This is a genomic window from Pedobacter chinensis, from assembly GCF_003339865.1.
Lineage (GTDB): Bacteria > Bacteroidota > Bacteroidia > Sphingobacteriales > Sphingobacteriaceae > Pedobacter > Pedobacter chinensis.
Map to the genome: position 1 here is coordinate 108,236 of NZ_QPKV01000006.1, position 22,742 is coordinate 130,977.

22 protein-coding genes and 1 tRNA gene are annotated in these 22,742 nt (G+C 35.5%); 12 read left to right on the top strand and 11 right to left on the bottom strand.

Translation table 11 applies throughout. From position 1 onward, the window contains the following. Nucleotides 1-17: 17 nt before the first annotated feature. From DU508_RS14745 to DU508_RS14755, 3 genes are all read left to right on the top strand, one after another. Nucleotides 18-407 carry a hypothetical protein gene (locus DU508_RS14745; RefSeq protein WP_115403579.1) on the top strand — a complete coding sequence of 130 codons (390 nt, stop codon included), beginning with the start codon at nt 18-20 and terminating at the stop codon, nt 405-407. Between the two features lie 84 nt (nt 408-491). Next, nucleotides 492-1,061: a Maf family protein gene (locus tag DU508_RS14750; protein WP_115403580.1), complete on the top strand. Its 570-nt coding sequence runs from the start codon at nt 492-494 to the stop codon at nt 1,059-1,061. Between the two features lie 386 nt (nt 1,062-1,447). Further along, nucleotides 1,448-2,134 carry a carboxypeptidase-like regulatory domain-containing protein gene (locus DU508_RS14755; RefSeq protein WP_115403581.1) on the top strand — a complete coding sequence of 229 codons (687 nt, stop codon included), beginning with the start codon at nt 1,448-1,450 and terminating at the stop codon, nt 2,132-2,134. Here the strand turns inward: DU508_RS14755 and DU508_RS14760 are convergent. The 8 genes from DU508_RS14760 to DU508_RS14795 all read right to left on the bottom strand — a co-directional run bounded on the left by DU508_RS14760 (nt 2,129) and on the right by DU508_RS14795 (nt 9,991). Next, nucleotides 2,129-3,043 carry a Ppx/GppA phosphatase family protein gene (locus tag DU508_RS14760; RefSeq protein WP_115403582.1) on the bottom strand — a complete coding sequence of 305 codons (915 nt, stop codon included), beginning with the start codon at nt 3,041-3,043 and terminating at the stop codon, nt 2,129-2,131. The genes DU508_RS14755 and DU508_RS14760 overlap by 6 nt on opposite strands. Before the next feature lie 79 nt (nt 3,044-3,122). Next, nucleotides 3,123-3,653, bottom strand: coding sequence for a hypothetical protein (locus DU508_RS14765; protein WP_115403583.1), 531 nt, complete (start codon nt 3,651-3,653; stop codon nt 3,123-3,125). Then, nucleotides 3,650-5,947, bottom strand: coding sequence for a patatin-like phospholipase family protein (locus tag DU508_RS14770; protein ID WP_233509604.1), 2,298 nt, complete (start codon nt 5,945-5,947; stop codon nt 3,650-3,652). The genes DU508_RS14765 and DU508_RS14770 overlap by 4 nt, the downstream gene beginning before the upstream one ends. 49 nt (nt 5,948-5,996) lie before the next feature. Beyond that, entirely contained in the window at nt 5,997-6,470 is a 474-nt protein-coding gene (locus tag DU508_RS14775; protein ID WP_115403584.1) for a TspO/MBR family protein, read from the bottom strand. Between the two features lie 47 nt (nt 6,471-6,517). Next, nucleotides 6,518-7,867 carry a M28 family metallopeptidase gene (locus DU508_RS14780; protein ID WP_115403585.1) on the bottom strand — a complete coding sequence of 450 codons (1,350 nt, stop codon included), beginning with the start codon at nt 7,865-7,867 and terminating at the stop codon, nt 6,518-6,520. 215 nt (nt 7,868-8,082) lie between these two features. Continuing rightward, entirely contained in the window at nt 8,083-8,916 is an 834-nt protein-coding gene (locus DU508_RS14785; RefSeq protein WP_115403586.1) for an alpha/beta fold hydrolase, read from the bottom strand. 263 nt (nt 8,917-9,179) lie between these two features. Next, entirely contained in the window at nt 9,180-9,713 is a 534-nt protein-coding gene (locus DU508_RS14790) for an OmpA family protein (protein ID WP_115403587.1), read from the bottom strand. A 206-nt stretch (nt 9,714-9,919) separates the two neighbouring features. Continuing rightward, a tRNA-Arg gene (locus tag DU508_RS14795) sits at nt 9,920-9,991 on the bottom strand. 1,308 nt (nt 9,992-11,299) lie between these two features. Between DU508_RS14795 and mgtE the strand changes: the two genes are divergently transcribed. Beyond that, nucleotides 11,300-12,676 carry a magnesium transporter gene (gene mgtE, locus DU508_RS14800; protein ID WP_115403588.1) on the top strand — a complete coding sequence of 459 codons (1,377 nt, stop codon included), beginning with the start codon at nt 11,300-11,302 and terminating at the stop codon, nt 12,674-12,676. A gap of 10 nt (nt 12,677-12,686) precedes the next feature. Further along, nucleotides 12,687-13,301, top strand: coding sequence for an HAD hydrolase-like protein (locus DU508_RS14805; RefSeq protein ID WP_115403589.1), 615 nt, complete (start codon nt 12,687-12,689; stop codon nt 13,299-13,301). A gap of 254 nt (nt 13,302-13,555) precedes the next feature. Here DU508_RS14805 and ychF read toward each other — a convergent pair whose 3' ends face one another. Beyond that, nucleotides 13,556-14,656, bottom strand: coding sequence for a redox-regulated ATPase YchF (ychF, locus tag DU508_RS14810; protein ID WP_115403590.1), 1,101 nt, complete (start codon nt 14,654-14,656; stop codon nt 13,556-13,558). A 153-nt stretch (nt 14,657-14,809) separates the two neighbouring features. Between ychF and DU508_RS14815 the strand changes: the two genes are divergently transcribed. Next, on the top strand, nt 14,810-15,271 hold the full coding sequence (locus DU508_RS14815) for a DUF5362 family protein (RefSeq protein WP_115403591.1): 462 nt from the start codon (nt 14,810-14,812) through the stop codon (nt 15,269-15,271). A gap of 134 nt (nt 15,272-15,405) precedes the next feature. On the opposite strand, the gene DU508_RS14820 is transcribed toward DU508_RS14815, so the two are convergent. Together DU508_RS14820 and DU508_RS14825 are read right to left on the bottom strand one after the other, a co-directional pair. Next, nucleotides 15,406-15,729 carry a DUF3276 family protein gene (locus DU508_RS14820; RefSeq protein WP_010600466.1) on the bottom strand — a complete coding sequence of 108 codons (324 nt, stop codon included), beginning with the start codon at nt 15,727-15,729 and terminating at the stop codon, nt 15,406-15,408. 79 nt (nt 15,730-15,808) lie between these two features. Continuing rightward, nucleotides 15,809-17,599, bottom strand: a complete 1,791-nt coding sequence (locus DU508_RS14825) for an ABC transporter ATP-binding protein (protein WP_115403592.1) — start codon at nt 17,597-17,599, stop codon at nt 15,809-15,811. 317 nt (nt 17,600-17,916) lie between these two features. Between DU508_RS14825 and DU508_RS14830 the strand changes: the two genes are divergently transcribed. The 6 genes from DU508_RS14830 to coaE all read left to right on the top strand — a co-directional run bounded on the left by DU508_RS14830 (nt 17,917) and on the right by coaE (nt 22,670). Continuing rightward, nucleotides 17,917-19,005, top strand: coding sequence for a Glu/Leu/Phe/Val family dehydrogenase (locus DU508_RS14830; RefSeq protein ID WP_115403593.1), 1,089 nt, complete (start codon nt 17,917-17,919; stop codon nt 19,003-19,005). Between the two features lie 46 nt (nt 19,006-19,051). Next, nucleotides 19,052-20,002 (top strand): transcription antitermination factor NusB, encoded by a 951-nt coding sequence (gene nusB / locus DU508_RS14835; RefSeq protein WP_115403594.1) that lies wholly within the window; start codon nt 19,052-19,054, stop codon nt 20,000-20,002. Between the two features lie 2 nt (nt 20,003-20,004). After that, complete coding sequence (locus DU508_RS14840) at nt 20,005-20,448, top strand: DUF1573 domain-containing protein (RefSeq protein ID WP_115403595.1); 444 nt, start codon at nt 20,005-20,007, stop codon at nt 20,446-20,448. A gap of 44 nt (nt 20,449-20,492) precedes the next feature. Continuing rightward, nucleotides 20,493-20,819, top strand: coding sequence for a preprotein translocase subunit YajC (gene yajC / locus DU508_RS14845; protein ID WP_115403596.1), 327 nt, complete (start codon nt 20,493-20,495; stop codon nt 20,817-20,819). Nucleotides 20,820-21,018: 199 nt separating this feature from the next. Continuing rightward, nucleotides 21,019-22,056: a CdaR family protein gene (locus tag DU508_RS14850; protein ID WP_233509606.1), complete on the top strand. Its 1,038-nt coding sequence runs from the start codon at nt 21,019-21,021 to the stop codon at nt 22,054-22,056. Then, a complete protein-coding gene (gene coaE, locus DU508_RS14855; RefSeq protein WP_115403597.1) occupies nt 22,056-22,670 on the top strand; it encodes a dephospho-CoA kinase in 615 nt (204 codons plus the stop codon). Before DU508_RS14850 ends, coaE begins: the two co-directional genes overlap by 1 nt. The last annotated feature ends 72 nt before the right edge of the window (nt 22,671-22,742 follow it).

Here is a 22,742-nt window from a genome sequence, read left to right on the forward strand (position 1 = left end):
TTTCAAACAATAAAAACATGAAAAAATTAATGATGATTTGTGCGTTGTTATTCTCAGTAATAACTTATGCAAATGCGCAGCAAGGTGGTGGCCGTGGTGGTGCGATGCTTAAACCTGAAGACAGAGTTAAACAGTTAGATGAAAAATTGAAGTTGAGCGATGAGCAGAAAACCAAATTAACCGTTGTTTTTACAGAACAGGCAGATGCCATGAAAAAAATGCGTGATGAAGCACAAGGTGGCGACAGGGATGCAATGAGAGAAAAAATGCAAAAATTTCGCACTGATAGCGATGAAAAGGTAAATGCTGTTCTAACTGAAGATCAGAAAAAATTGTATAAAACCTGGCAAGATGAGCAACGTGCTGAAATGCAAAAACGGATGCAGGAACGTGGTGGAAACAACTAATTTTTAACAAGAAAACAAATAACAAAAGCGGCTTATTGGTCGCTTTTGTTATTTTAGCGCTTTCAAATCATTGGATTAATCTTCATGCTAAACAATATACCAATTATACTGGCTTCCAAATCTCCGCGTAGACAAGAGCTGTTAACGCTTATGGGATTAAATTTTAAAGTTGAACTCAAAGATGTTGATGAAAGCTATCCTGAAGATTTAGGTCCTGCAGAAATTGCGGTTTACATTTCCGAAAAAAAAGCTAAAGCTTTTACTGCTGATCATGAAATTGTGATCACTGCTGATACCATTGTAGCGCTTAATGGTGAGATTTTAGGAAAGCCGCAAGACAGGGCTCATGCGCAGGAAATGCTTGCTAAATTATCAGGTAACAAACACGAGGTTTATACCGGAGTAACAATTGTTAAAGGAAATGAAATGCATTCCTTTTTCGATCGTACCGAGGTTTATTGTAAATCGGTTTCGAGCGAAGAAATTGATTTTTATATAGATCATTACAAACCTTTTGATAAAGCCGGGAGTTACGGTGTGCAAGATTGGTGGGGAATTGTGGTTGTGCAACGAATAGAAGGCTCATACACTAATGTGATGGGATTGCCAACGGAAAAGTTGTATAATGAACTTATAAAGTTATTAACCCGATAAATCGAGAATAAAATCCTTATAAGGAACGTTTAAATTATTTTTTGGGTTAGGGCGGTCGTTACCTTAAATTTTTCATTTTTTTTAAGTTTTTATTGGAATTCAAGAAAGCTACGCTATTATTTCAGGGTTTTTCTTATTATTATAAATTTCAAAAATAATCTCGAACTCAGGTTATTAACCTCAATTTAATAATCTTATAAAGCTATTTTCGGGAGAGATTGCTTCGTCGTGCCTCCTCGCAAAGACGAAAAAATGAGCGTCATTGCGAACCGAAGGATAGGGTTATGTATTAGAGTGAAGCAATCTTATCTATAAAATCTAATGGTTTTTTTAAATCGTTTGTGGAATTATCAAGTCTTTCTCATCATGTAACCAAACATACAACAATGAAAAATTCACAAGCACAAATTACAATTGCTGAACCTTGTTCTCAGAATTGGGATGAAATGGATAAAAGGGAAGGGTTTAATTTCTGCCAGGCATGCAATAAATGTGTGATTGATTTTACTGGTTACAGCAATGCCGAAATTATTAAAACGCTTGCCAGCTCATCATCAGAAATTTGTGGAAGACTGACACAAAATCAATTAACCCAGTTAAATTATCATTTGGTTATTGCACCAGCAAATAGGAACTGGATGAAGTATTTGGGGGTATTAGCCATTGGAGTAAGTATTTTCGCTCAAAGTGCAAGTGCTCAGGCAATAAAGCCATCTGTTGTTACAACGGTTTCAAAGAAACTTAAATCAGACGAGAAAAAACCATTTAAAATTAAGAAAATTACAGGGCGCATTTTGGATGCTGATAAAAAGCCTTTAGAAGGCATAAGATTGGTTATTCTGAATACCCGGTATTATGCAGTAACAGATCAGGATGGTAAATACGAAATCAGATTTACTAATGGAATTGATATTAAAAATAAAGCACTTTCAGTTAAAAGTATAAGATACTCTGCTGAAATGCCCATAAATTATTCGGCAGAAAAGCAACAGGATTTGATTTTAGAAAAACAGGATTCCATGATCATGGGCAAAATGATCTATACACCAAAAAAGAATGATGCGAAATTATAAAAAGCCGGCAAGTGAGCCCATTTTCAAATCGTAGGTAGATAAAGAGAGTTTATTTAATTTCAATCTGCCCAGTACATAATTGGTTATCAGCGTAGCCATCACAATCATATCTATCCTAAGTGGAATCATTCCGGGCATTGCTGCTCTTTCTGTATAATCTTTATTTAAAAGTTCAATTGAAGTAGCAATGTATTCATCAAAATTGAAGTGATAGGTTTTAACATTTTTAATATCAACATGATCATTTTGTTTGTTAATGATGAGTTCTGCAAAAGTTTCGAATGCACCAGCGGAACCTATTAAAATTTTGGGTTGATATTCTTCACATTTCTCAAAAAGATCACTCAATTGAGTTTGAATGTGATTAAGGATGGCATTCTTATCAATATCATTAATCGGATCTGATTTGAAAAACTGTTGTAATAACCGGGCTGCACCAATATTGTAACTTTTCTTCCAGATTAACTTTTCAGTATCACAGAGGATAAATTCCACACTGCCACCGCCTATATCTATAATAAGGGAACGATCCTGAATAGCTCCGCTTAATTTAACACCCAGGTAAATGAGTTCAGCCTCTTCGTTGCCATTAATAATTTCGATAGTTAATCCTGTTTTTTCCTTCACTACAGCCACGAAATCTGTTCCGTTTTGAGCGCTGCGAATTGCCGAAGTTGCTGTAGCTTTGATATGATCAACTTCATACTCATTAATGGTTTGAGCGAAATTTTCCAGGCATTTTATCCCTCTTTCAAAAGCTGCAGGAATAATGATGTTTTCATTAATTCGTCCTTCGCCGAGTTTAACCGGAACATTTGTTTTGTAAATAATTTCAAAGCGCTGGTCTACTATCTCTGCGATCAGTAAATGAAAAGTATTGGTTCCTAAATCAATGACAGCAATACGCATACTTAGTTAATAATTGAATTGATGCAATCTAAATCTTAAATAAAACAGTGTTTAAAAAGAAGGCGATCAATTCTAATAATCAAAACAAATTTTTCAGTCCATCGAATATACTTTCGAAGAATGTACCAATATTCAGTCCGCTGCTATGATTAAAATAAACAAACACTAAAAAGGCAATTATAACAAAAATGATCAGTTTTCTAAAGGCAAAAGCGATAATTACCAAAGCAATAGGAATGATGAACAACCATAAACTATTAATGGCATACGGAGTTAAATCAGTATCTTTCTTGTAAACATAAACCAGTTTACTATGCGTGCCAGAGTCGTTTTGGTGCTTAATGTAAACAAAAGTAGATTTATCTATTGGCAATGGCAAAACAGCAATTCCATCATTAAATTTTAAAATCTGAGTGAAACCGCTCACACTGAAAGTATATGTTCCGTTGATGTTTTCATTCGGCACATTTGATGAATCGGCCGCAATTATAGCAAGCTTGTTGTTTTTTAGCAGATTTTCTTTTACCAGAAAATTATTAATCGATGCGGTTTGAGCCGAACCAACAAAACCGATTAAACATAGCGATAGCAATAGGAAGATTCGTTTCATTCGATAGAACGTTTATTGTAAATTAAATAACCGATGTGCAATAATACACCATTTCTTTTAACTGCATCATTATATAAATTATAACTTAAGCTTACAGGACCAACAGGCGTGTGATAAACCAGGCCTGCGGTGCCTGCATATCGTATTTTGCTTATAGCTTTGGCATAATCTACATCTTGAAAATTATTTAGCTCGAACTCTTTGTGAGGCAAAAATAAATAACCTTCGAGTCTAAAATCCAAATTTCTCTTAAAATTATAAACATTTTTGATTCCGCCTGCCGCATAAGTTGTTGCCCTGAATTTATCAAGAAAGAGCGATCTGCTATCTTGCAAGGGATAAAATGCAGGAGAAACCAATAGTGTTGAGTAATAGTTATTAAATAAGGGCTGATTGGAGATCACACCTTCCATAATATACCCTAAAGTATACTTATTAACGTGCAAAAAGTAATTTTCCTGAGTAAGTTTGATTGTTCCCCATTGCCTCAGGTTACTGCTCCCCGGTATTTTAACAAAACCAAGTGTGTTTCGGAAAATATTTCCCGGATTATAATTTTCTCTTCCTGTAGTATAATTTAAACTCAGTGAAAAACTTTGTCCGCTTGTGGCGTATTGCTTTCTGTTTAAGGAGTTTTTCTCGAAGTTTACAGAACCCCTGAAACCATTAAAAATGGTTTGGTCTAATAAATCGCCTACTGAAAAAGTATTATTGGGACTGTAGCGGTCGTTGTTATTAATGAAACTGGAATGAAGGACGATTTTGGTATTATAATTCAAAGGAACCCCCATCATCAGGTCTATTTTCCGGTCAGATTGTTCTATATATATTGGCCTGGGATTTTCAATAAAAATTTTACTGGTATTATAGAAGTTCCAGTGATTGTAAGTTAACTCTGCTGCCAAAAAAAGTGGTAGTTTGGTGGGATAATCTACTCTGCCATTAATCTGCACAGATTCGTAAAACCTGCCCGAATAAAAACTTGTTCCCAAGGTATAAGCCTTTCTGTTTAAGTAATTATACTCTGCGCCCAAAAACACATTGCTGATGGGCCTTGTAGATATATTTCCTCCCAAAGCCAGTTTGAAACTTTTTTTAGGTTGCGCAACTACTTCAAAGGTGTAACTATCGGTTACGGCCTGATAAGATATTTTAGGATAAACGGTTTCAAAAGTTTGATCGGCAACCAATTTGTAATAACCACGCTTAATATCCTGAAGGTTAAAAGTCGGTTTATCACTTTTGAAAAGACGTTCGACATATTTTTTCTGCTGACTATTTACACCAGATACAATGATATTACTGAACTTCAGATCTGGTTTTTTAGCATTAAACTGAGCCCGTTTCTTTTCCAATTCAACCGGATCAACCCTTCTTTTAATCAATTCTTTGATTCTTGGCATATCTGCCATTGTTGCATTGTAACCTTTTTTTATTAAATCTTCAACAGGGGTAAAATTTGTAACGCTGTAATCGCCTAAATCGGGTTGAATATAAACACCGTTTTTACCAATCATCGTTGAATCGGATTTAGATAAAAACATATAAACCAAAAAACGGTTCATCAGGCGATCATCGATGTTTTTTGGATATTCATTATAAATTTTTGAAGAAACATTGGCACCGATTACATAATCAGGTTTAAATTCTTTTTCCATTACATCTGCAGGGAAATTATTATATAAACCACCATCAAAAACATATTTGCCATCTAATTTGATCGGACGATAAATAATGGGAACAGTCATTGTTGCCCGGACAGCTTCGGCTAAACTCCCTTTGCTTACCGTGATGCTTTTTTGCGAAAGCACATCAGCAACCATACACCTGAAAGGAACAAATAAGTTATCGAAATTATCTTTTGAAACTGCTGAGGCTTGAGAGAACAGTTCCAGAAAAGCAAAATTCAGCGGAATATCATTGATCAGGTTTGACCGAAAACTAAAATGAAAGCCAGTATCTATAGCAACTTTTGCAGTTAACATGGATGCATTTGGCGCATTTTTCTGAAAATAATAAGTGTAATCGCTGGTATAACGACCATTTACCCAGTTCTGAAATTCTTTGCTCAAAGCTATTTCTTCAATTTGAGCTGGCGAGTAACCTGCGGCATACATTGCTCCAACAATACCACCCATTGAGGTTCCCGTAATGTAATCTATAGGGATATGATTTTCTTCAAGAGCCTTCAATGTGCCAACATGTGAAAGACCTTTAGCGCCACCTCCACTAAGCACAAGCCCAACCTTTTGCGCATGCAGTTTGGTACAGCACAAAACGAACAGTATCAGCAAAAATCTTTTAAAAGTTACCACTCTTCTAAAATAGTGTTTTCTTTTAAAATTAGTTCAATATGAATATGTTATAAGTTAAAAATGATGCAAAACTTACCCAGATAATATATGGAATGAAGAGCAAACCCGCCCATTTGTCAATTCGGTAGAACGTTACAGCATTGATTATAACGACAATGAGCAGCAGGATAATTTCAGCTAATGCGAAACCAATTTCATGGAGGTAGAAGAATATGAACGACCAGGCCAGGTTCAAAACCAGCTGAATGAAGTAGATTGCACAAGTTCTTGGGAAATGGATAATTTGATCTCGTTTTATCCAGATTAAATATGCTGAAATGCCAATTAAAATGTATATGGTTGTCCAGACTGGAGCAAATAACCAATTTGGCGGATTAAAAGAAGGCTTATTCAGTGTAGGATACCATGTTTTAACAGATTGAGCGGTTGCCCATCCGCCCAACGCACCAATGCCTAAGGTAATCGCAATGTTGATAATGAATGCTAAAGGTTTAAATTTCATTGTACTAATTTTTGAGGGTAAACAATGGCAAAACCTAAATGTTTTTACTAACGCCCGATGCCAGGAACAACAGGTAAACTTTCATGATCATCCTTCCCAACACTTTGTACTGCGAACAAGTAGTTATCCTTACTATAAGGAATCCTCAATTCCGTGGCAGTTGTAAAAAATTTCTTCTCCCAAACGGGGCTGATGGTTTCACGCATTAAAACATAGTAACCCTTAACAGATCCATTAATTGGTGCTTTCCAGTACAATAGAGAAGAATTACTTAAATTTTTAACATCAATTTTAACATCGGTAGGAGCAGAAGGCGCCTTTGCAAGGTTTGCTAAAACGGCAATGTTCACTGCAGTATTTTTACGCAGATATTCAAAATCCATAAACTCCTGCAAATCCCCATAGCGAACGCCTTTTTCAGTTCTCAAATCCTGATGCTGATGTTCGAAATTTTCATTCATTTCTGTAATTCTCACAGCTGTAAAGCCATTTTCTACAAATGGAGTATGATCGCCGCCACGCAAAAATCTGTCGTTTCTGTAAATTAGTTTCACTTCAAGCTGATCTACATATCGTTCTCCGATTTCTTTAACATAACGCGCTAACTGACGGCTTTTTCCATCGTTTTCTAAACCGAACTGGCGAATGTTTTTTGCATTTTTATCCAATTCAAAACCTGGTAAACCTTCACTAAAAACCCTAAGGCGGGTATTATCTATAATTTGTGTTTCGCTGCTGTTATTGCTGCCAATCATATCGTTATTCAGCATTGCATCAACATTCCAACCCTCTTTTTTTGCTTTTGCCGCCATAAAACCAGAACCGAGTAAAGATTGCTCTTCTCCGCTTACGGCAACAAAAATAATTGTTGCCGAAAATTTGTGCTGGCTCATAATTCTGGCAGCTTCAATCACACCTGCAACTCCACTACCATCATCATTCGCTCCAGGGGCATCACTTGTTCGGTTCATTACATCCGTTACACGGCTATCGAGGTGGCCGCTAACTACATAAATCCGCTTATCATTTGGATCTGTTCCTTTTAAAATAGCAACAGCATTTCCCAGTAACGTTGGTTGATCCACTCGTTTCCCATCAGGTTGAAAAGTTGTGGTATCTAAAAAAGCGGTCAGCCTGCCATCGCTTTGTTTAGCAAACTGATTGAACTTATTTACTACCCAACTTCTTGCGGCTCCAATGCCTCTGGTTTTACTTTTTATATCACTTAATGTATTTCTGGTGCCAAAAGAAACCATTTTGGAAATGTACGATTTTAGTGAATCCTGGTTAACCGATTTAACCATCTGATCAATATCAGCATTGCGGTTTACAATGGTTTGTGATTGCACTGACAGGCCTAATGATATAACCAATACGGTGCTGTAAATTTTCTTCATTTATGGAATAATTGATTTAGCTAATATATTGAATGATTGGTATAACTAAATACTGCGGAACTTAAAAACCTGTAACATTTTAGGCATAATAATCCTTTAGATTAACGCGTTCAGAGCAGAAAAATTGAATGATGCTATTTTAATGCAGAATAAAGAAAACCAATTTTAAAGATTATTGTCAATGAAGCATTCCGTGGCTTCTTATTGAATAAAAGCTAAACAAAAAGCTGATCTTCCGATTGGCTTAACTTTTTGTTGCCAATAAAATCCTTGATTTCCCGAATCGTTTCCTCAGGTTCGCTAATGTGAGGGAAATGGCCCGTTGCTTTCATTACTACCAGGAAATTATTTGGTGTATTATGATGGATATATTCTCCGGCAGTTTGTGGGGCCATAATATCATTGCTGCTTTGCAATGTCAGGCTTGGGATTTCCAAATCTTTTAATTGTTTTCTGTAGTCTGCTTTAAAGGTGGCCATTGCAAATGCAAGTGCAATGCTGAGATTGGTCGCTTCAAAGCATTCCAGTAAAAAATCTGAAAGTTCTGGTTTCTCTGCTTTATCCATAACAACAGGAGAAATGGCTCTTGCCCAACCCACGTAATCTTCAGCAATATTAGTAAATATTGTTTCAATGTCCTTGGCCTCAAAACCTCCAATATAGTCTCTATCATTAAGATATTTTGGTGACGGACCAATAAATACAAGTTGCTTAAATGCATCTGGCCTTTGTAGGGCTGCGATCATTCCAATCATACTGCTGACTGAATGGCCTACGAAAATGATTTCTTTAAGCCCGAGTGCATCGATGATATCTATTACATCACAAGCATAACCCTCTAAAGTAGAATATTTATGGTAATCATATTGATTAATATCCGAGTTTCCTGAGCCAACATAATCGAAAAGTACAACGCGGTAGTCTTCCAGAAAAGCATTGGTTATATACTTCCATGAACTTTGCCCACAACCGAAGCCATGTGCAAATACGATAACCTGGCTACCTTCGCCAAGAATTTTTACATTATTTCTGATCAGTATAGGATGCAAAGTCTTAGTAATTAGATGGTAAAACTGTCAAGAATGTTTTTCAAGTTAAAAAATGTTCTCAAAGTTTTCAAAAAAAAATAAATAATGAACAAAAAAGTTCATTTGAAAAACTAAGTAAGCATACGTTAGCTTAAGCTTATTGAATTTCGATTTATTGAAAAAAAATCTGAAATCATCAGATAAAAAAAACACCAATTGATTAATCAACGGCCATTAGCAAGAGAATAATCAATTGGTGTTTAAGAATGTTTTGTTAATCTATTTTAATTTTGAACTTTAATTTCCGTTCTTCTGTTTACCGCCCTTCCTTCTTCATTTGCATTAGTGGTTATTGGTTCTTTTTCTCCATGCCCAACAATAGTAAATTTAGCACCATTAAGTCCTGCATTTACAAAATAAGATTTTACCGCATTGGCACGATCGATGGAAAGTGACATGTTGTGTTCAGGTGTGCCTTCTGAAGAAGAATGTCCATGCAAAACAAACTTAGTATCTGGAGATTTTTTCATTTCTGCCACTGCTTTATCCAAAATAGCAAATGATGATGTTTTTAATACAAAGGAGTTAAACTCAAATTGAATGTTATCCAAATTGAAATTTGGTTTTTCAGCAGGAGCTGGTTTTTCAGGTTCTTCCTGAGGCTGTGGTGTAGGTTTTTTTTCTTCAACCGGAGGAGTGGGCTTTGAAATAGGAGCGGGGTCTGGTTTAGCAACTAATTTTTTTGTTTTACAGGAATAGATTGTTAAAGTAAACGCGACAATAATTGCCGTTAAAAAGAAATTTTTAATCATGTTCATTTTTGAAATTTGGTTTAAGATTAATTTGTGTTTATCAAAACTACAATATTGTTTAAAACTATAACGGATCTTTTTAAAAGAACTTGTGTTTTTGTATGCCAATGGGTTTTTGGCCGGTTCTTTTAGCTTCTGATGGGTTTAATGAATTTGGATGTTGTAAGTTCAGAATAAAAAAAACGCCTTATTGAGTTTAAGGCGTTTTTTTGTGCTCCCGACGAGATTCGAACTCATATCGATGGTACCGGAAACCATAATTCTATCCATTGAACTACGGGAGCAAAGTGGGGCAAAGATAATCATTCCGAAGGTAACTGAGTAATAAAAAAATCGAGTTTTACCAAAAATATTGATTGTCAAAGCAACCATTAAGGACCTATAAACACTACATATTTTTTATTACCCTTTTCGTTACTATTATAGGTTTTTTTCTTCAAAAAGAAGTTTTTTAACAAGATTGCCACGGAAGCACAGATTAACGCGGAATCAAGTTCAATATTTTTCCTTGCTTCCATGTTTCAGGGGCAAAATACAAGTGGCAATATTTTCGGGCTACCTTATCAAAGGTTCAAACCACAAACTTTGTTTCCCTCTCTTCGAGGAGAGGGACAGCACAAAAGAACCTTAACCATGAACTTTGACAGGGAGAGGTTTTTAACAAGATTGCCACGGAAACACAGATCAACACGGAACCAAGTTCAATATTTTTCCATGCGTTCCGTGTTTCCATGGCAAATATAAGTGGCAATATCTGCGGGCTACCTTACCAAAGGTTCAAACCACAAACCTTTGTTTCCCTCTCTTCAAGGAGAGGGACAGCACAAAAGAACCTAAACCATGAACTTTGACAGGGAGAGGTTTTTTAACAAGATTGCCACGGAAACACAGATTAACACGGAATCGAATTAATTATTGTTTCAGTGCGTTCCGTGTTTCCGTGGCAAATAATATCTGTGCCTTTACTTATCAAAGGTTCAAACCACAAACTTTGTTTCCCTCTCTTCAAGGAGAGAAACAGCACAAAGAACCTAAACCATGAACTTTGACAGGGAGAGATTTTTTAACAAGATTGCCACGGAAACACAGATTAACACGGAATCGAATTAATTATTGTTTCAGTGCGTTCCGTGTTTCTGTGGCAAATAATATCTGCGCCTTTACTTACCAATGGTTCAAACCACAAACTTTGTTTCCCTCTCTTTAAGGAGAGAAACAGCACAAAAGAACCTAAACGATGAACTTTGACAGGGAGAGGTTTTTTAACAAGATTGCCACGGAAACACAGATTAACACGGAATCGAATTAATTATTGTTCAGTGCGTTCTGTGTTTCCGTGGCAAAATAATCTACAGCTGCTTAATAGTCATCAGTTTTGCAAACTTCAATAATAATTGCTCATTACCTGAACCCTAAAAAATACGGCAGCTTTAACATCAGGCTAACCTCCTTCTAAATTTAAATAAATAAATCTCAACATCTGTTAAAAACCACGCCACTAGTTATCCCAAAATTGGCTTTTTTAAAAATAAAAGCGCACCTTTGCGAACCGTTAATAAAGGTTTAGGCATGTAAAAATTAATTAATAGTTTATGGAAGAATTGGTTGTAGAAGAGGTTCAGGAATTACTTGAAAAAGAGAATGATAGAGCGCTTAAGCGTTATCTTGATGATCTGAATATCTCGGATGTAGAAGAGCTGATCGACGAGCTTCCGCAACATGCAGCTAAATTCATTGAAACCATTTCTTTAAACAGGGCTGTTAATGTTTTTCGTATTCTCGATTTCCCGACACAAGAAAGAATCATTAAAAAACTTTCGGGTAATAAGCTTAATCAAATCATTAAAGATTTGCCGCCAGATGATCGTACTGCACTTTTTACTGAATTAAAAGGCGATGTGGTAAAAAAAATGATCACACTTTTACCTCCTGAAGAACGTAAAGAATCGCTCGCTCTTTTAGGTTATAAGGAAGATAGTATTGGTCGTTTAATGACACCAGATTATATTGCGGTAAAACCTGAATGGTCTATCGAAAGAGTTTTAGCACACATCAGAAGATACGGTAAAAACTCTGAAACCATTGATGTAGTTTATGTTATTGATAAAGATGGGGTTTTACTCGATGATATCAGAATTCGTGAGGTTTTATTAGCCGACCCCCAGGCTATTGTCGGCGAACTAACCGATAGGCGTTTTATCGCATTAAAAGCGAACGATCCGCAGGAAGATGCGATTAACATTTTCAGGATGAATAACCGGGTGGCTTTACCGGTAGTTGATGAAAATAACATTCTTTTAGGTATTGTGACCGTTGATGACATTCTTTGGATTGCAAACGAGGAATACACGGAAGACATTCATAAAATTGGTGGTACCGAAGCACTTGATGAACCATATTTGGATACCTCAATTTTCAACCTGGTTAGAAAAAGGGTAGGCTGGCTGGCCATTTTAATGGTTGGCGAAATGCTTACAGCTACGGCAATGGGCTTTTTTGAAGGTCAAATTCACCAGGCTACGGTATTGGCACTATTTATTCCATTAATTATTTCCTGTGGTGGTAATAGCGGTTCGCAGGCATCTACATTAATTATTCAGGCAATGGCTTTGGGTGAGGTAACCATTAAAGATTGGTGGCGTGTAATGAGCAGAGAAATTACCTCGGGATTTCTCTTAGGCTTGTGTTTAGGTTTAGTAGGCTTTTTGCGGATTTTTGTTTGGCATGTTGCCGCACCAAATATTTATGGAGAACATTGGTTGCTTATAGCTGCTACCATTAGTGTATCATTGGTGTTTGTTGTATTGTGGGGCTCATTAAGTGGGTCAATGTTGCCTATTTTACTTAAAAAATTAGGTGCCGACCCTGCAACATCTTCAGCACCTTTTGTTGCAACACTTGTTGATGTTACCGGACTGATTATTTATTTCAGTTTTGCAGTTCTTTTTTTAAAAGGCGTTTTACTTTAGTAACTAACAAATGCATAAAAAAATCACAACTCTTTTTACTGATATAGGAGGCGTATTATTAACGAATGGTTGGGACAGGCAAGCCAGAGGAGAGGCAGCAGTTCTTTTCAATCTTGATTCTGTAGATTTAGAAGAGCGTCACCATTTAACTTTTGATACTTATGAAGTTGGTAAATTAACGCTTGATGAGTATCTAGAGCGTATTGTTTTCTTTGAGGAACGTTCCTTTACTTACGATGATTTCAAAGTGTTCATGTTCCAAAAATCATCGCCTTACAATGACATGATCAATTTGATCTGTGATTTAAAAAAGAAATATAAATTAAAGGTAGCAGTTATCAGTAATGAAGGAAGGGAGCTAAATCAATATCGTATCAATACTTTTAAGCTGAATGAATTTGTTGATTTCTTTGTTTCCTCAAGCTTTGTCCATTTTAGAAAACCTGACGCTGATATCTTCAAAGTAGCCATCGATATTTCTCAAAGTGATGTAGCTACAAGTTTATATATCGATGATAGAATGTTATTTGTTCAGGTAGCCGAAGGCCTTGGTTTAAAAGGCATACATCATACTTCTTATGAAGATACAAAGGCTAAATTAGCGGCTTTTGGATTAGAACTTTAAATTTGCCCTCAGATTTCGTTGATAGCCGCAGAAAAAATCAGCGTAAATCTTTTGATCTGCGGGAGAAATTAATATCTTTTCTTAATGATATTATTACTGCAATCGGCACTTTTTAATCTGGGATTTTTAGGTTTGCCCACACATTTCCACTGATAGCCGCAGAAGCGCAGAAACTTTAAAATGAACAAAGCCACCCTTTTGAGGTAGCTTTGTTACTGTTAACACTTTAAAGTCTTTTCAACAGATTTAATGGTTTAAACATTAAACCTGAAGTGCATAATATCACCATCTTCCACTACGTAAGTTTTTCCTTCTACACCCAATTTACCTGCTTCTTTACAAGCGTTTTCTGACCCTAGGGTTACAAAATCATTATATTTAATTACCTCAGCACGTATAAAACCTTTTTCAAAATCAGTATGGATTACACCAGCAGCTTGTGGAGCAGTAAATCCTTTTGTAATGGTCCAGGCTCTAACCTCTTGTACACCTGCAGTAAAGTAAGTGTAAAGGTTCAATAATTTATAAGCGGCACGAATCAGTTTGTTCACGCCAGATTCATCTAAACCTAAATCTGCCAGAAACTCCTGACGCTCTTCATAACTTTCTAATTCAGCAATTTCTGATTCAATTTTTGCTGAAATAACTAAAACCTCGGCATTTTCATCAGCAACATTAGCCTTAACCAGGTCTACATATTTATTTCCTGTAACTACCGAAGCCTCATCAACATTGCAAACGTACATTACAGGTTTTTGAGTTAATAAGCCTAAATCTTCAATAAAATCGAAATCTTCCTGAGCTAAAGGTGCAGTACGGATGGATTTCCCACTTTCTAAATGAGATTTTACAACAGTTAAAATTTCATAAGTGCGTTTAGCATCCTTATCGCCACCTGTTTTGGCCATCTTCTCCACTTTTTGAATGCGTTTTTCAACTGTATCCAAATCTTTCAACTGCAATTCAGTATCAATAATTTCTCTATCGCGGATAGGGTCTACTGAGCCATCAACATGGATAACATTACCATCATCAAAACAGCGTAAAACATGAATAATTGCATTTGTGGCACGGATGTTTCCTAAAAATTGATTACCTAATCCTTCTCCTTTTGATGCCCCTTTTACTAATCCTGCAATGTCAACAATTTCAATTGTATTTGGTTGAACCTTGTTCGGCTTAACTAATTCAGCAAGCTTAGTTAATCTATCATCAGGAACAGTGATTACCCCAACATTCGGTTCAATTGTACAGAAAGGAAAGTTTGCCGCTTGTGCCTTTGCATTTGATAAACAGTTAAAAAGAGTCGATTTTCCAACATTTGGTAAACCGACAATACCACATTGTAATGCCATTTATATTATAATCTTTAGTATATATTTTAGTTTTTCGCTTTCTGCTTTCCGCTTAAAAATCGGGCAAAGATAAGCTTTTAAAACCTTTATTTAAAGGTGGCAATTTGTAGCAAATGGATATTTTATCTAAGTTTATCGAAAATTATAGAATAAATGGAAGAATTTGAGCAACAGAAACCAGAAGAAGTAAAATTGGTGATAACAGAAGATATGCGTAGTTACCTCTACGATATTACGAAATGGGCAAAATTCCTTTCGGTGATTGGTTTTGTAATTACAGTGTTTGTATTTCTGGCAGCTTTTAGCATTCCATCATTAATTTCCAGCAATCCAGCTGTAGCAAAGCAAATGAGCCAGTTAGGAGAAAGTGGCACAACTATGATAACGATTATCTATTTTATGCTTGGTTTATTTCTGTTTTATCCAAGCGTATTGCTCAATAAAATTGCAAACAAAGGAAAACAAGGAGTATTATTTGGCGATCAGGAAAGCTTAAACCAATCAGTGGCAAGTTTGAAATCGTTATTTAAATTTTGGGGTATTATTACCATAGCCATCATCGTTTTCTATTTCTTGCTGGTACTTTTAGTAAGTACAGGAATGGCGGTTGCATAGCTTAATATCTAGGTTTAATATCAGGATAACGATGCTTGGAAATTGCTCTTAGGATTAGCATTTATCAGAAACAAAAATAACGTAAAAAGCCTTTGCTGTGAAAACAAAGGCTTATTATTGAAATTATATTTACCTTAAAAAGAAAAATCGTCGGTTGCTTTGGTGCTATGTTCTCCATTTTCTGAATATTCATAGCGTTTTTCAACAACATCCTGGTGAGTTTTAATGTAATCAACAGTTTCATTTAAGCCTTCTGCAAATTTTTCGAAATCTTCTTTATATAAAAAGATTTTATGCTTAACGAATACACCGTCTTCTAATCTTTTCTTGCTCTCGGTAACTGTTAAATAATAATCACCCGAACGAGTAGCCTTCACGTCGAAGAAATAAGTTCTCTTACCTGCTCGTACTTTCTTTGAAAAAACTTCTTCTCTTTCTTTGTTGTCGAATTCTCCCATGATTGGTATTGATGTTGGTTTTTGGTTTCGGTAAATATAAAGCAAATATTTAAAGTACAAAATACAATTTTGATACAATTTAAATACTTTTTGTTTCTTCCTCTAAAAGTTGGTTGTTATATAGTTCGGTATAACTGCCATTTAAGCTAAGTAGTTCATCATGTGTGCCTTTTTCAATGATTCTTCCATCATCCAACACCAAAATCTTATCAGCATTTTTTATAGTAGAAATACGGTGCGCGATTAAAATACTGGTTTTGCCGTTCATGATTTTACCCAGATTTTGTAAAATTTCTTCCTCAGTTTTAGTATCAACTGCCGATAAACAATCATCAAAAATTAAAATCTTTGGAGATTTTATTAATGCTCTTGCTATAGAAACCCGTTGTTTTTGCCCTCCTGATAGTGTAATTCCCCGCTCGCCCAGCATGGTTTCGAATTTTTCTTCAAAATCAATAATGTTATGATAAACAGATGCATTTTTCGCTGCATGATGCACCTCTTCATCCGTTACCCGATCTAAACCAAATGCAATATTATTCTTTATCGTATCAGAGAAAAGAAAAACCTCTTGTGGTACAAAACCAATTTGGCTTCGATAATTTTTCAGGTTTAAGGATTCTAAATTCTGTCCGTCAATAGTAATTTTGCCATCTTCCACATCATACATTCTCATGATCAGGTTTGCCAATGTAGATTTTCCTGAGCCTGTTTTTCCGATAATAGCAACAAATTCCCCGCTATTAATTTCAAAACTAATATTTTTCAGTGCTTCAATTCCTGTATCCGGATAGGTAAAACTCACATTCTCAAATCTAATATTGCCACTAACTTCTTTTTCTTCCATGTTTGTCGATTGAATATCTGAGGGAATATCCAAAAACTCATTAATCCTTTTTTGCGATGCAGCTGCCCGTTGTATTAATGATGTAACCCAGCCCAGCATCGTTACCGGGAAAGTTAATTGATTAATGTAAATAATAAATTCAGCAATATTTCCTGCTGTAATACTGCCATTGATTACCTGAATGCCACCTATATAAATGGTTAAAATGGTGCTCAAACCAATCAGTAAAAGCATTGTTGGATAAAACAGTGCTGAAACTTTTACCAAACTCATCGAGTCTTTTTTATACGCGTTGCTTTGGATTTCAAACATATTTCGGGTATAATCTTCACGTACGTATGATTTTATGATCCGGATCCCCGAAAAGCGTTCCTGTACAAAACTTGAAAGTTCAGATAACCGTTCCTGAATTTTTCCGCTCTTCTTAAAGATCAAGGTGTTTACATAATATATAATGATAACCAGAAAGGGTAGAGGCAACAGGCAGTAGATGGCCAGTTTGGCATTTACATCAAACATCGACCAGATAATGAGTACCGATAAAACAAATGTGTTAATGGTATACATGATTGCAGGACCAACGTACATTCGCACACGATTCACATCTTCTGTAGCTCTGTTCATTAAATCGCCGGTATTATTTCGGCGATAAAAACCTAAGCTTAGTTTCTGGTAATGCTGATAGATATCGTTCTTCATATCGAATTCAATGTGCCTTGACATGAGAATAATGGTTTGGCGCATGAAAAACAAGAACAACCCTCTTAATATATATAAAGCAACTACCAATAATCCGAAATATAAAAGATTACTGCTAAAAATATCATAAATGATTTCCTGCCGGTTAAAACCGCTAAAAAGGTTATAAACCTGAACATTTTCGGTGATCAAATCAACAGCATAGCCAATAACCTGAGCAGGTACAACGCCAAAAATATTTGAAATGACAACGAAAATACTACCTGGAATGATCCACCATTTATATTTTAAGAAATATTTGTTTAATCTACTGAGATGTTTCATGCAATACAAACTTAGATAAATTTGTTATTTCATATTGCATATTTATACATCATTGCTCAAGCTTTAAAAATTAATGACATAAATGTTAAATCAGGCACATTTCAAAACCTATCAGCTTTGTAATGACTATTAGCCGATGAAACTGTTGTACACCATGGCTTTACCAGCATTGGTTTTCCAATCATTTAGAGATAATAAAAATGCCTTTATATCTTTCTGAAATAAATAAACCGAATTAATTTTGCTATAGTTTAGTTAAATACGTGTAATAATGGTTTTTTATTTTAATTTTGCAGCAGGTTAGCCGAACGTTCAATATGCCAGCAAATTCTCCGTCAGATTCATCCATTTTAGATCAATTAAGTGCTTATGGGCATAAAAAATTGGTTTTTTGCAATGATCCCGATACAGGTTTAAAAGCAATTATTGCTATACATGACACCACTTTGGGCCCTGCATTGGGCGGAACCAGAATGTGGAGCTATGCCACAGAGGGAGAAGCGCTTGAAGATGCCCTGCGTTTATCGAGAGGAATGACTTATAAAGCTGCCATTACCGGATTAAATCTTGGTGGTGGAAAGGGAGTGATCATTGGCGATTCCAGAAAGGATAAAACTGAAACTTTAATGCGTAGCTATGGCAAGTTTATTAAAAACTTAAATGGCGAATTCATTACTGCTGAAGAGATGGGCACTAATACGCGTGATATGGAATACATTCGCATGGAAACGAATTACGTTACCGGCGTACCAGAATCAATTGGCGGTGCCGGAAATCCTGCCCCATTTACTGCTCAAGGTGTTTACCTGGGTATTAAAGCAAGCGTTAAAGAGGTTTTCGGAACGGATATGCTTGCAGGAAGAACAATCGTAGTGCAGGGAATCGGAAATGTTGGAGAACATTTGGTTGCTTTATTAAGAAAAGAAAATGCAGAGGTTTTAATCAGCGATATTAACCAGGAGCAACTCACTTACGTAGCCCGTAAATACAAAGCCAAACCTATTGATGCTGATAAAATTTTCGGTTGTGATGCCGATGTTTATGCTCCGTGTGCAATGGGTGCTACCGTTAACAATAAAACCATTGAAAAAATGAAGTTTGCAATTATTGCAGGCTCAGCAAATAACCAGTTAAAAGATGAAATTTTAGATAGCGAATTGCTTTTGAAGAAAGGAATTCTTTTCGCACCCGACTACCTGATCAATGCCGGTGGTTTGATTGCCTGCTATTCTGAATGGACTGGCTTTGGTAAAAAACGTACTGTTCAGCTTACTGAAAACATTTACGATGCTACACGTAGCGTGATCAAACTCAGTAAAGCAGAAAACATATCAACAAATATTGCCGCAAACCGTATTGCCGAAAAGCGGATTGCAGATATAAAAAAAATTAAATCGTCATATTAAATTAATTATTAAACAGGTTTTATAAACCGCACTCGTTCTTACATTCATGTTAAATAGAAGGCACTTAAGAATCAAAGCTTTGCAAAACATTTTTGCTTGGCACATGGCAGACAAAAAAGACATTAAAGGTGATTTGAAAACTTTAATGCAAAGCATCGATAGCGTGTACGAAATGTACATCTGGATGCTATCGTTAATGGTAGAGGTTACTGAGTTCACTGCAAATGATGCTGCTGAACGTGCAAACAAATATCTAAAAACCGCGGAAGATTTAAATCCGAACATGAAATTGCTGCACAATAAATTTAGCGTTTTAATGCAGCAAAACCCTGAGTATGTATCAGCGGTTAAAAAGTATAAGGTAGATTGGGGTTTTGACCCTGAAATCCGTAAAACAGTATACAATTCTCTAAAAGCATCAAAAGAATATGCTGATTATCTTGCAGATCCAAATGAGAGTTTAGAATCATCAAAAGATATCATTAAATATATTTTCAGAAAAATTATTCTTAAAAACCAGGCGATTATACAGGTTTTTGAAGAAAAGTTTATCAACTGGCAGGTAGACCATGAAGTGATGAAAGGAATGGTTGCTAAAACTTTAAAGAATTTTACCTCCGAAGATCCTTTCAAAAATAAACTAACTGAAATTAGCGCTGATTGGGTAGAAGATAGCAAATTTGTTCAGGATTTATTTGTTTTTACGTTGCAAAACGATGCAAAATATCAGGATATGATTGCTGATCGTACTAAAAACTGGGAGTCAGAACGTATTGCTTTAATGGATACAATTTTGATGAAAATGGCAATTTGTGAATTGTTAAATTTCCCATCTATCCCTGTTAAAGTTACAATCAATGAGTATTTAGAATTATCAAAAGATTACAGTACTCCGAAAAGTAATTCGTTTATAAACGGTATTTTAGACAAAATTTTAGGCGATCTTAAGAAAACAAATACCATCAAAAAGATTGGCCGCGGATTAATTGAAGATTAAAAATGAGAAAAATATTCATCCTGGCTATTGCAGCATTATCTTTTTCTGCGTGTCGTAATGCAAATAATTCAACTACAGAAACAACGGGAAATGACACTTCAAATGTTTCGAAAATAGCACTGGCAGATGCACCAGTGATTGTTTTTGAACGAGATATTTTTGATTTTGGCAAAATTAAACAAGGAGAAATAGTTCAGCACGATTTCAAATTAAAGAATACCGGTAAAAGCCCTTTAATTATCTCCAATGCAACAGCTACTTGTGGTTGTACGGTTCCAGAGGTGCCGAAAGAGCCAATTTTGCCCGGTAAAGAAGGTGTAATTAAAGTTGTTTTTAACAGCGAGGGCAAAGAAGGAATGCAAGATAAAGTGGTTACAGTAACCTCGAACGCAAACCCAACAATTACTACAGTACATTTAGTGGGCGAGGTATTAGCTAAAAAGTAATAAGCCTAACTCAAATATTTAAATAATAATCAAATAAATAAGAAATGACATCAACAATAATTTTACAGGCAGCAGCAGGTGGAGGATTTGGCCAGTACGGACAATTAATTATGTTAGGCGCTATTGCGGTAGTGTTTTATTTTTTCATGATCCGTCCTCAGGTTAAAAAAGCTAAAGAGCATAAGAAATTAATAAGTGAATTAAAAAAAGGAGATAAAATCATTACAACTGCAGGTATTCATGGCCGTATTGCAGATATGAATGATACCACTTTTTTAATTGAAGTTGAAGGTGGCGTTAAAATCCGCTTTGATAAATCGGCAGTTTCTTTAGATGCAACTAAAGCAGTGGCAACACCACCAAAAGCATAGTTAAATAAAAGGTTACTAATTTAGTGACTGCTTACAATTTGATTTAATGGCTGAATAATTTAATTTGCAAAGCAAATGATTATTCAGCCATTTGTTTTTAAAAATACTGTAATGTTCTATGGTAATGGGGCCGATACATTAATATCATTCCCATTATTACATCCGGTTTTTAGCTCTCCGTTTGACTGTTAATAAGTCATTGCGAACATTAGTTTTTGAGCAACTCGTTACTTTTGCTACATTTGGCGGTATTGTTGTATGGAACAAATTAATTGTTATACCTTATACTATGCCTTTTATTAGATTAACTAAAATTGAGAGAAGACGTGTACTAAGCTTGTTAGCCTGTTTGTTATTGGCTATAGCTGCATGGCTTTTTATGGCATTAAACAATAAATATATTTATACGGCAAAAACAGTTCTGGTATTTAAGAATACCCCAACTAAGCGAGCTTTTTACCCATTGCAATCTGATACAGTAGATTTACAGGTTGAGGGAACAGGATGGCAACTTTTATTTTCACGGCTAAGAATAAAACCACCGTCCATTTCAGTAAATCTAAGCCAGTTGAACACCAAAGATTTTGTTGTTTTTTCTGATCAGCTCTACAATGTAAATAAACAGGTAGGAAGCACACAAAAAGTTATTTCTGTTAAACCCGATACTTTATATTTCGATTTTACCAAAAGGATTGTAAAAAAAGTTCCTATCATGCTGGTTAGTAAACTGGAGTTTTTTAAACAATATGGCTTAGCCAGTGAGGTTATTCTTAGCCCTAAAAATGTTAGAGTGGCTGGGCCGATGGAGGAGTTGAATAAAATCACTTTCTGGCCTACCGATACTTTAAAAATAAGTAACATTCAAAGTAGTAGTACCGTAAGAATCGGGTTGCAACACAGCATTCATAAAAATGTTAGCATTTATCCATCATCAACCGAAGTAAAGCTCTCTGTTGATGAATTTACGGAGAAAACCGTTGAAGTGCCTTTAAAAATAGTTAACAATAGAAACTATAACAGCATTAAGCTTTATCCCAAAAAGATTAAAGTAACTTTTTTAGTGGCTCTTGGAAGTTATGCCCAGGTTGATGCGAATTTTATTACTGCAACGGTTGATGTTGATGAATGGAAGAATTTAAACCATCATCAGCTTGCTGTGAAAATTACAGAGTTTCCTGATTATTGTAAACTCATTAACGTAAATCCATCAAAAGTAGATTTTGTAGTAGAAAAATAATGTATAAAGTAGGAATAACAGGAGGAATCGGTAGCGGTAAGACTACTGTTTGCAAGGTATTTGAAGTTTTGGGTATCCCTGTGTTTTATGCAGATACCGAAGCTAAGAATATCATGATTCAAGATGCATTATTGATAGAAGGAATTAAATCCACTTTTGGTAAAGAAAGTTATTTTGAGGATGGAAAGCTCAATAACAAACATATTGCTGGTATTGTATTTAATAACGAAGCTCAGCTTGCTAAATTAAATGCCCTGGTTCATCCCGCTGTTTTTCGTGCTTTTGATGTCTGGGAAGAACAGGTTAATCCTAATGTTCCTTACACCCTTAAAGAAGCAGCTTTACTTTTTGAAAGCGGCTCTTACACCATGTGCGATACAACCATTTTAGTAACCGCCCCACTTGATATTAAACTAAAAAGAGTAATGCAACGCGATCAGGTAACAGCCGATCAGGTAACAGCCAGAATCGATAAGCAACTTAGTGATGATGAGAAAGCGAAACTAGCTAACCATTTCATCAGGAATGATGAAGAGCATTCTATTATTGAACAGGTTTTGGCTTTGCATCAACAATTTTTAGAAATTGTCACCGATTTGCAAATTTCTAAATAATACAAATCTTCTTCATCTTCAATTTTATCTCAATATGTCAAATCAACTAAAATCCTGCCTTATCCTTAAATC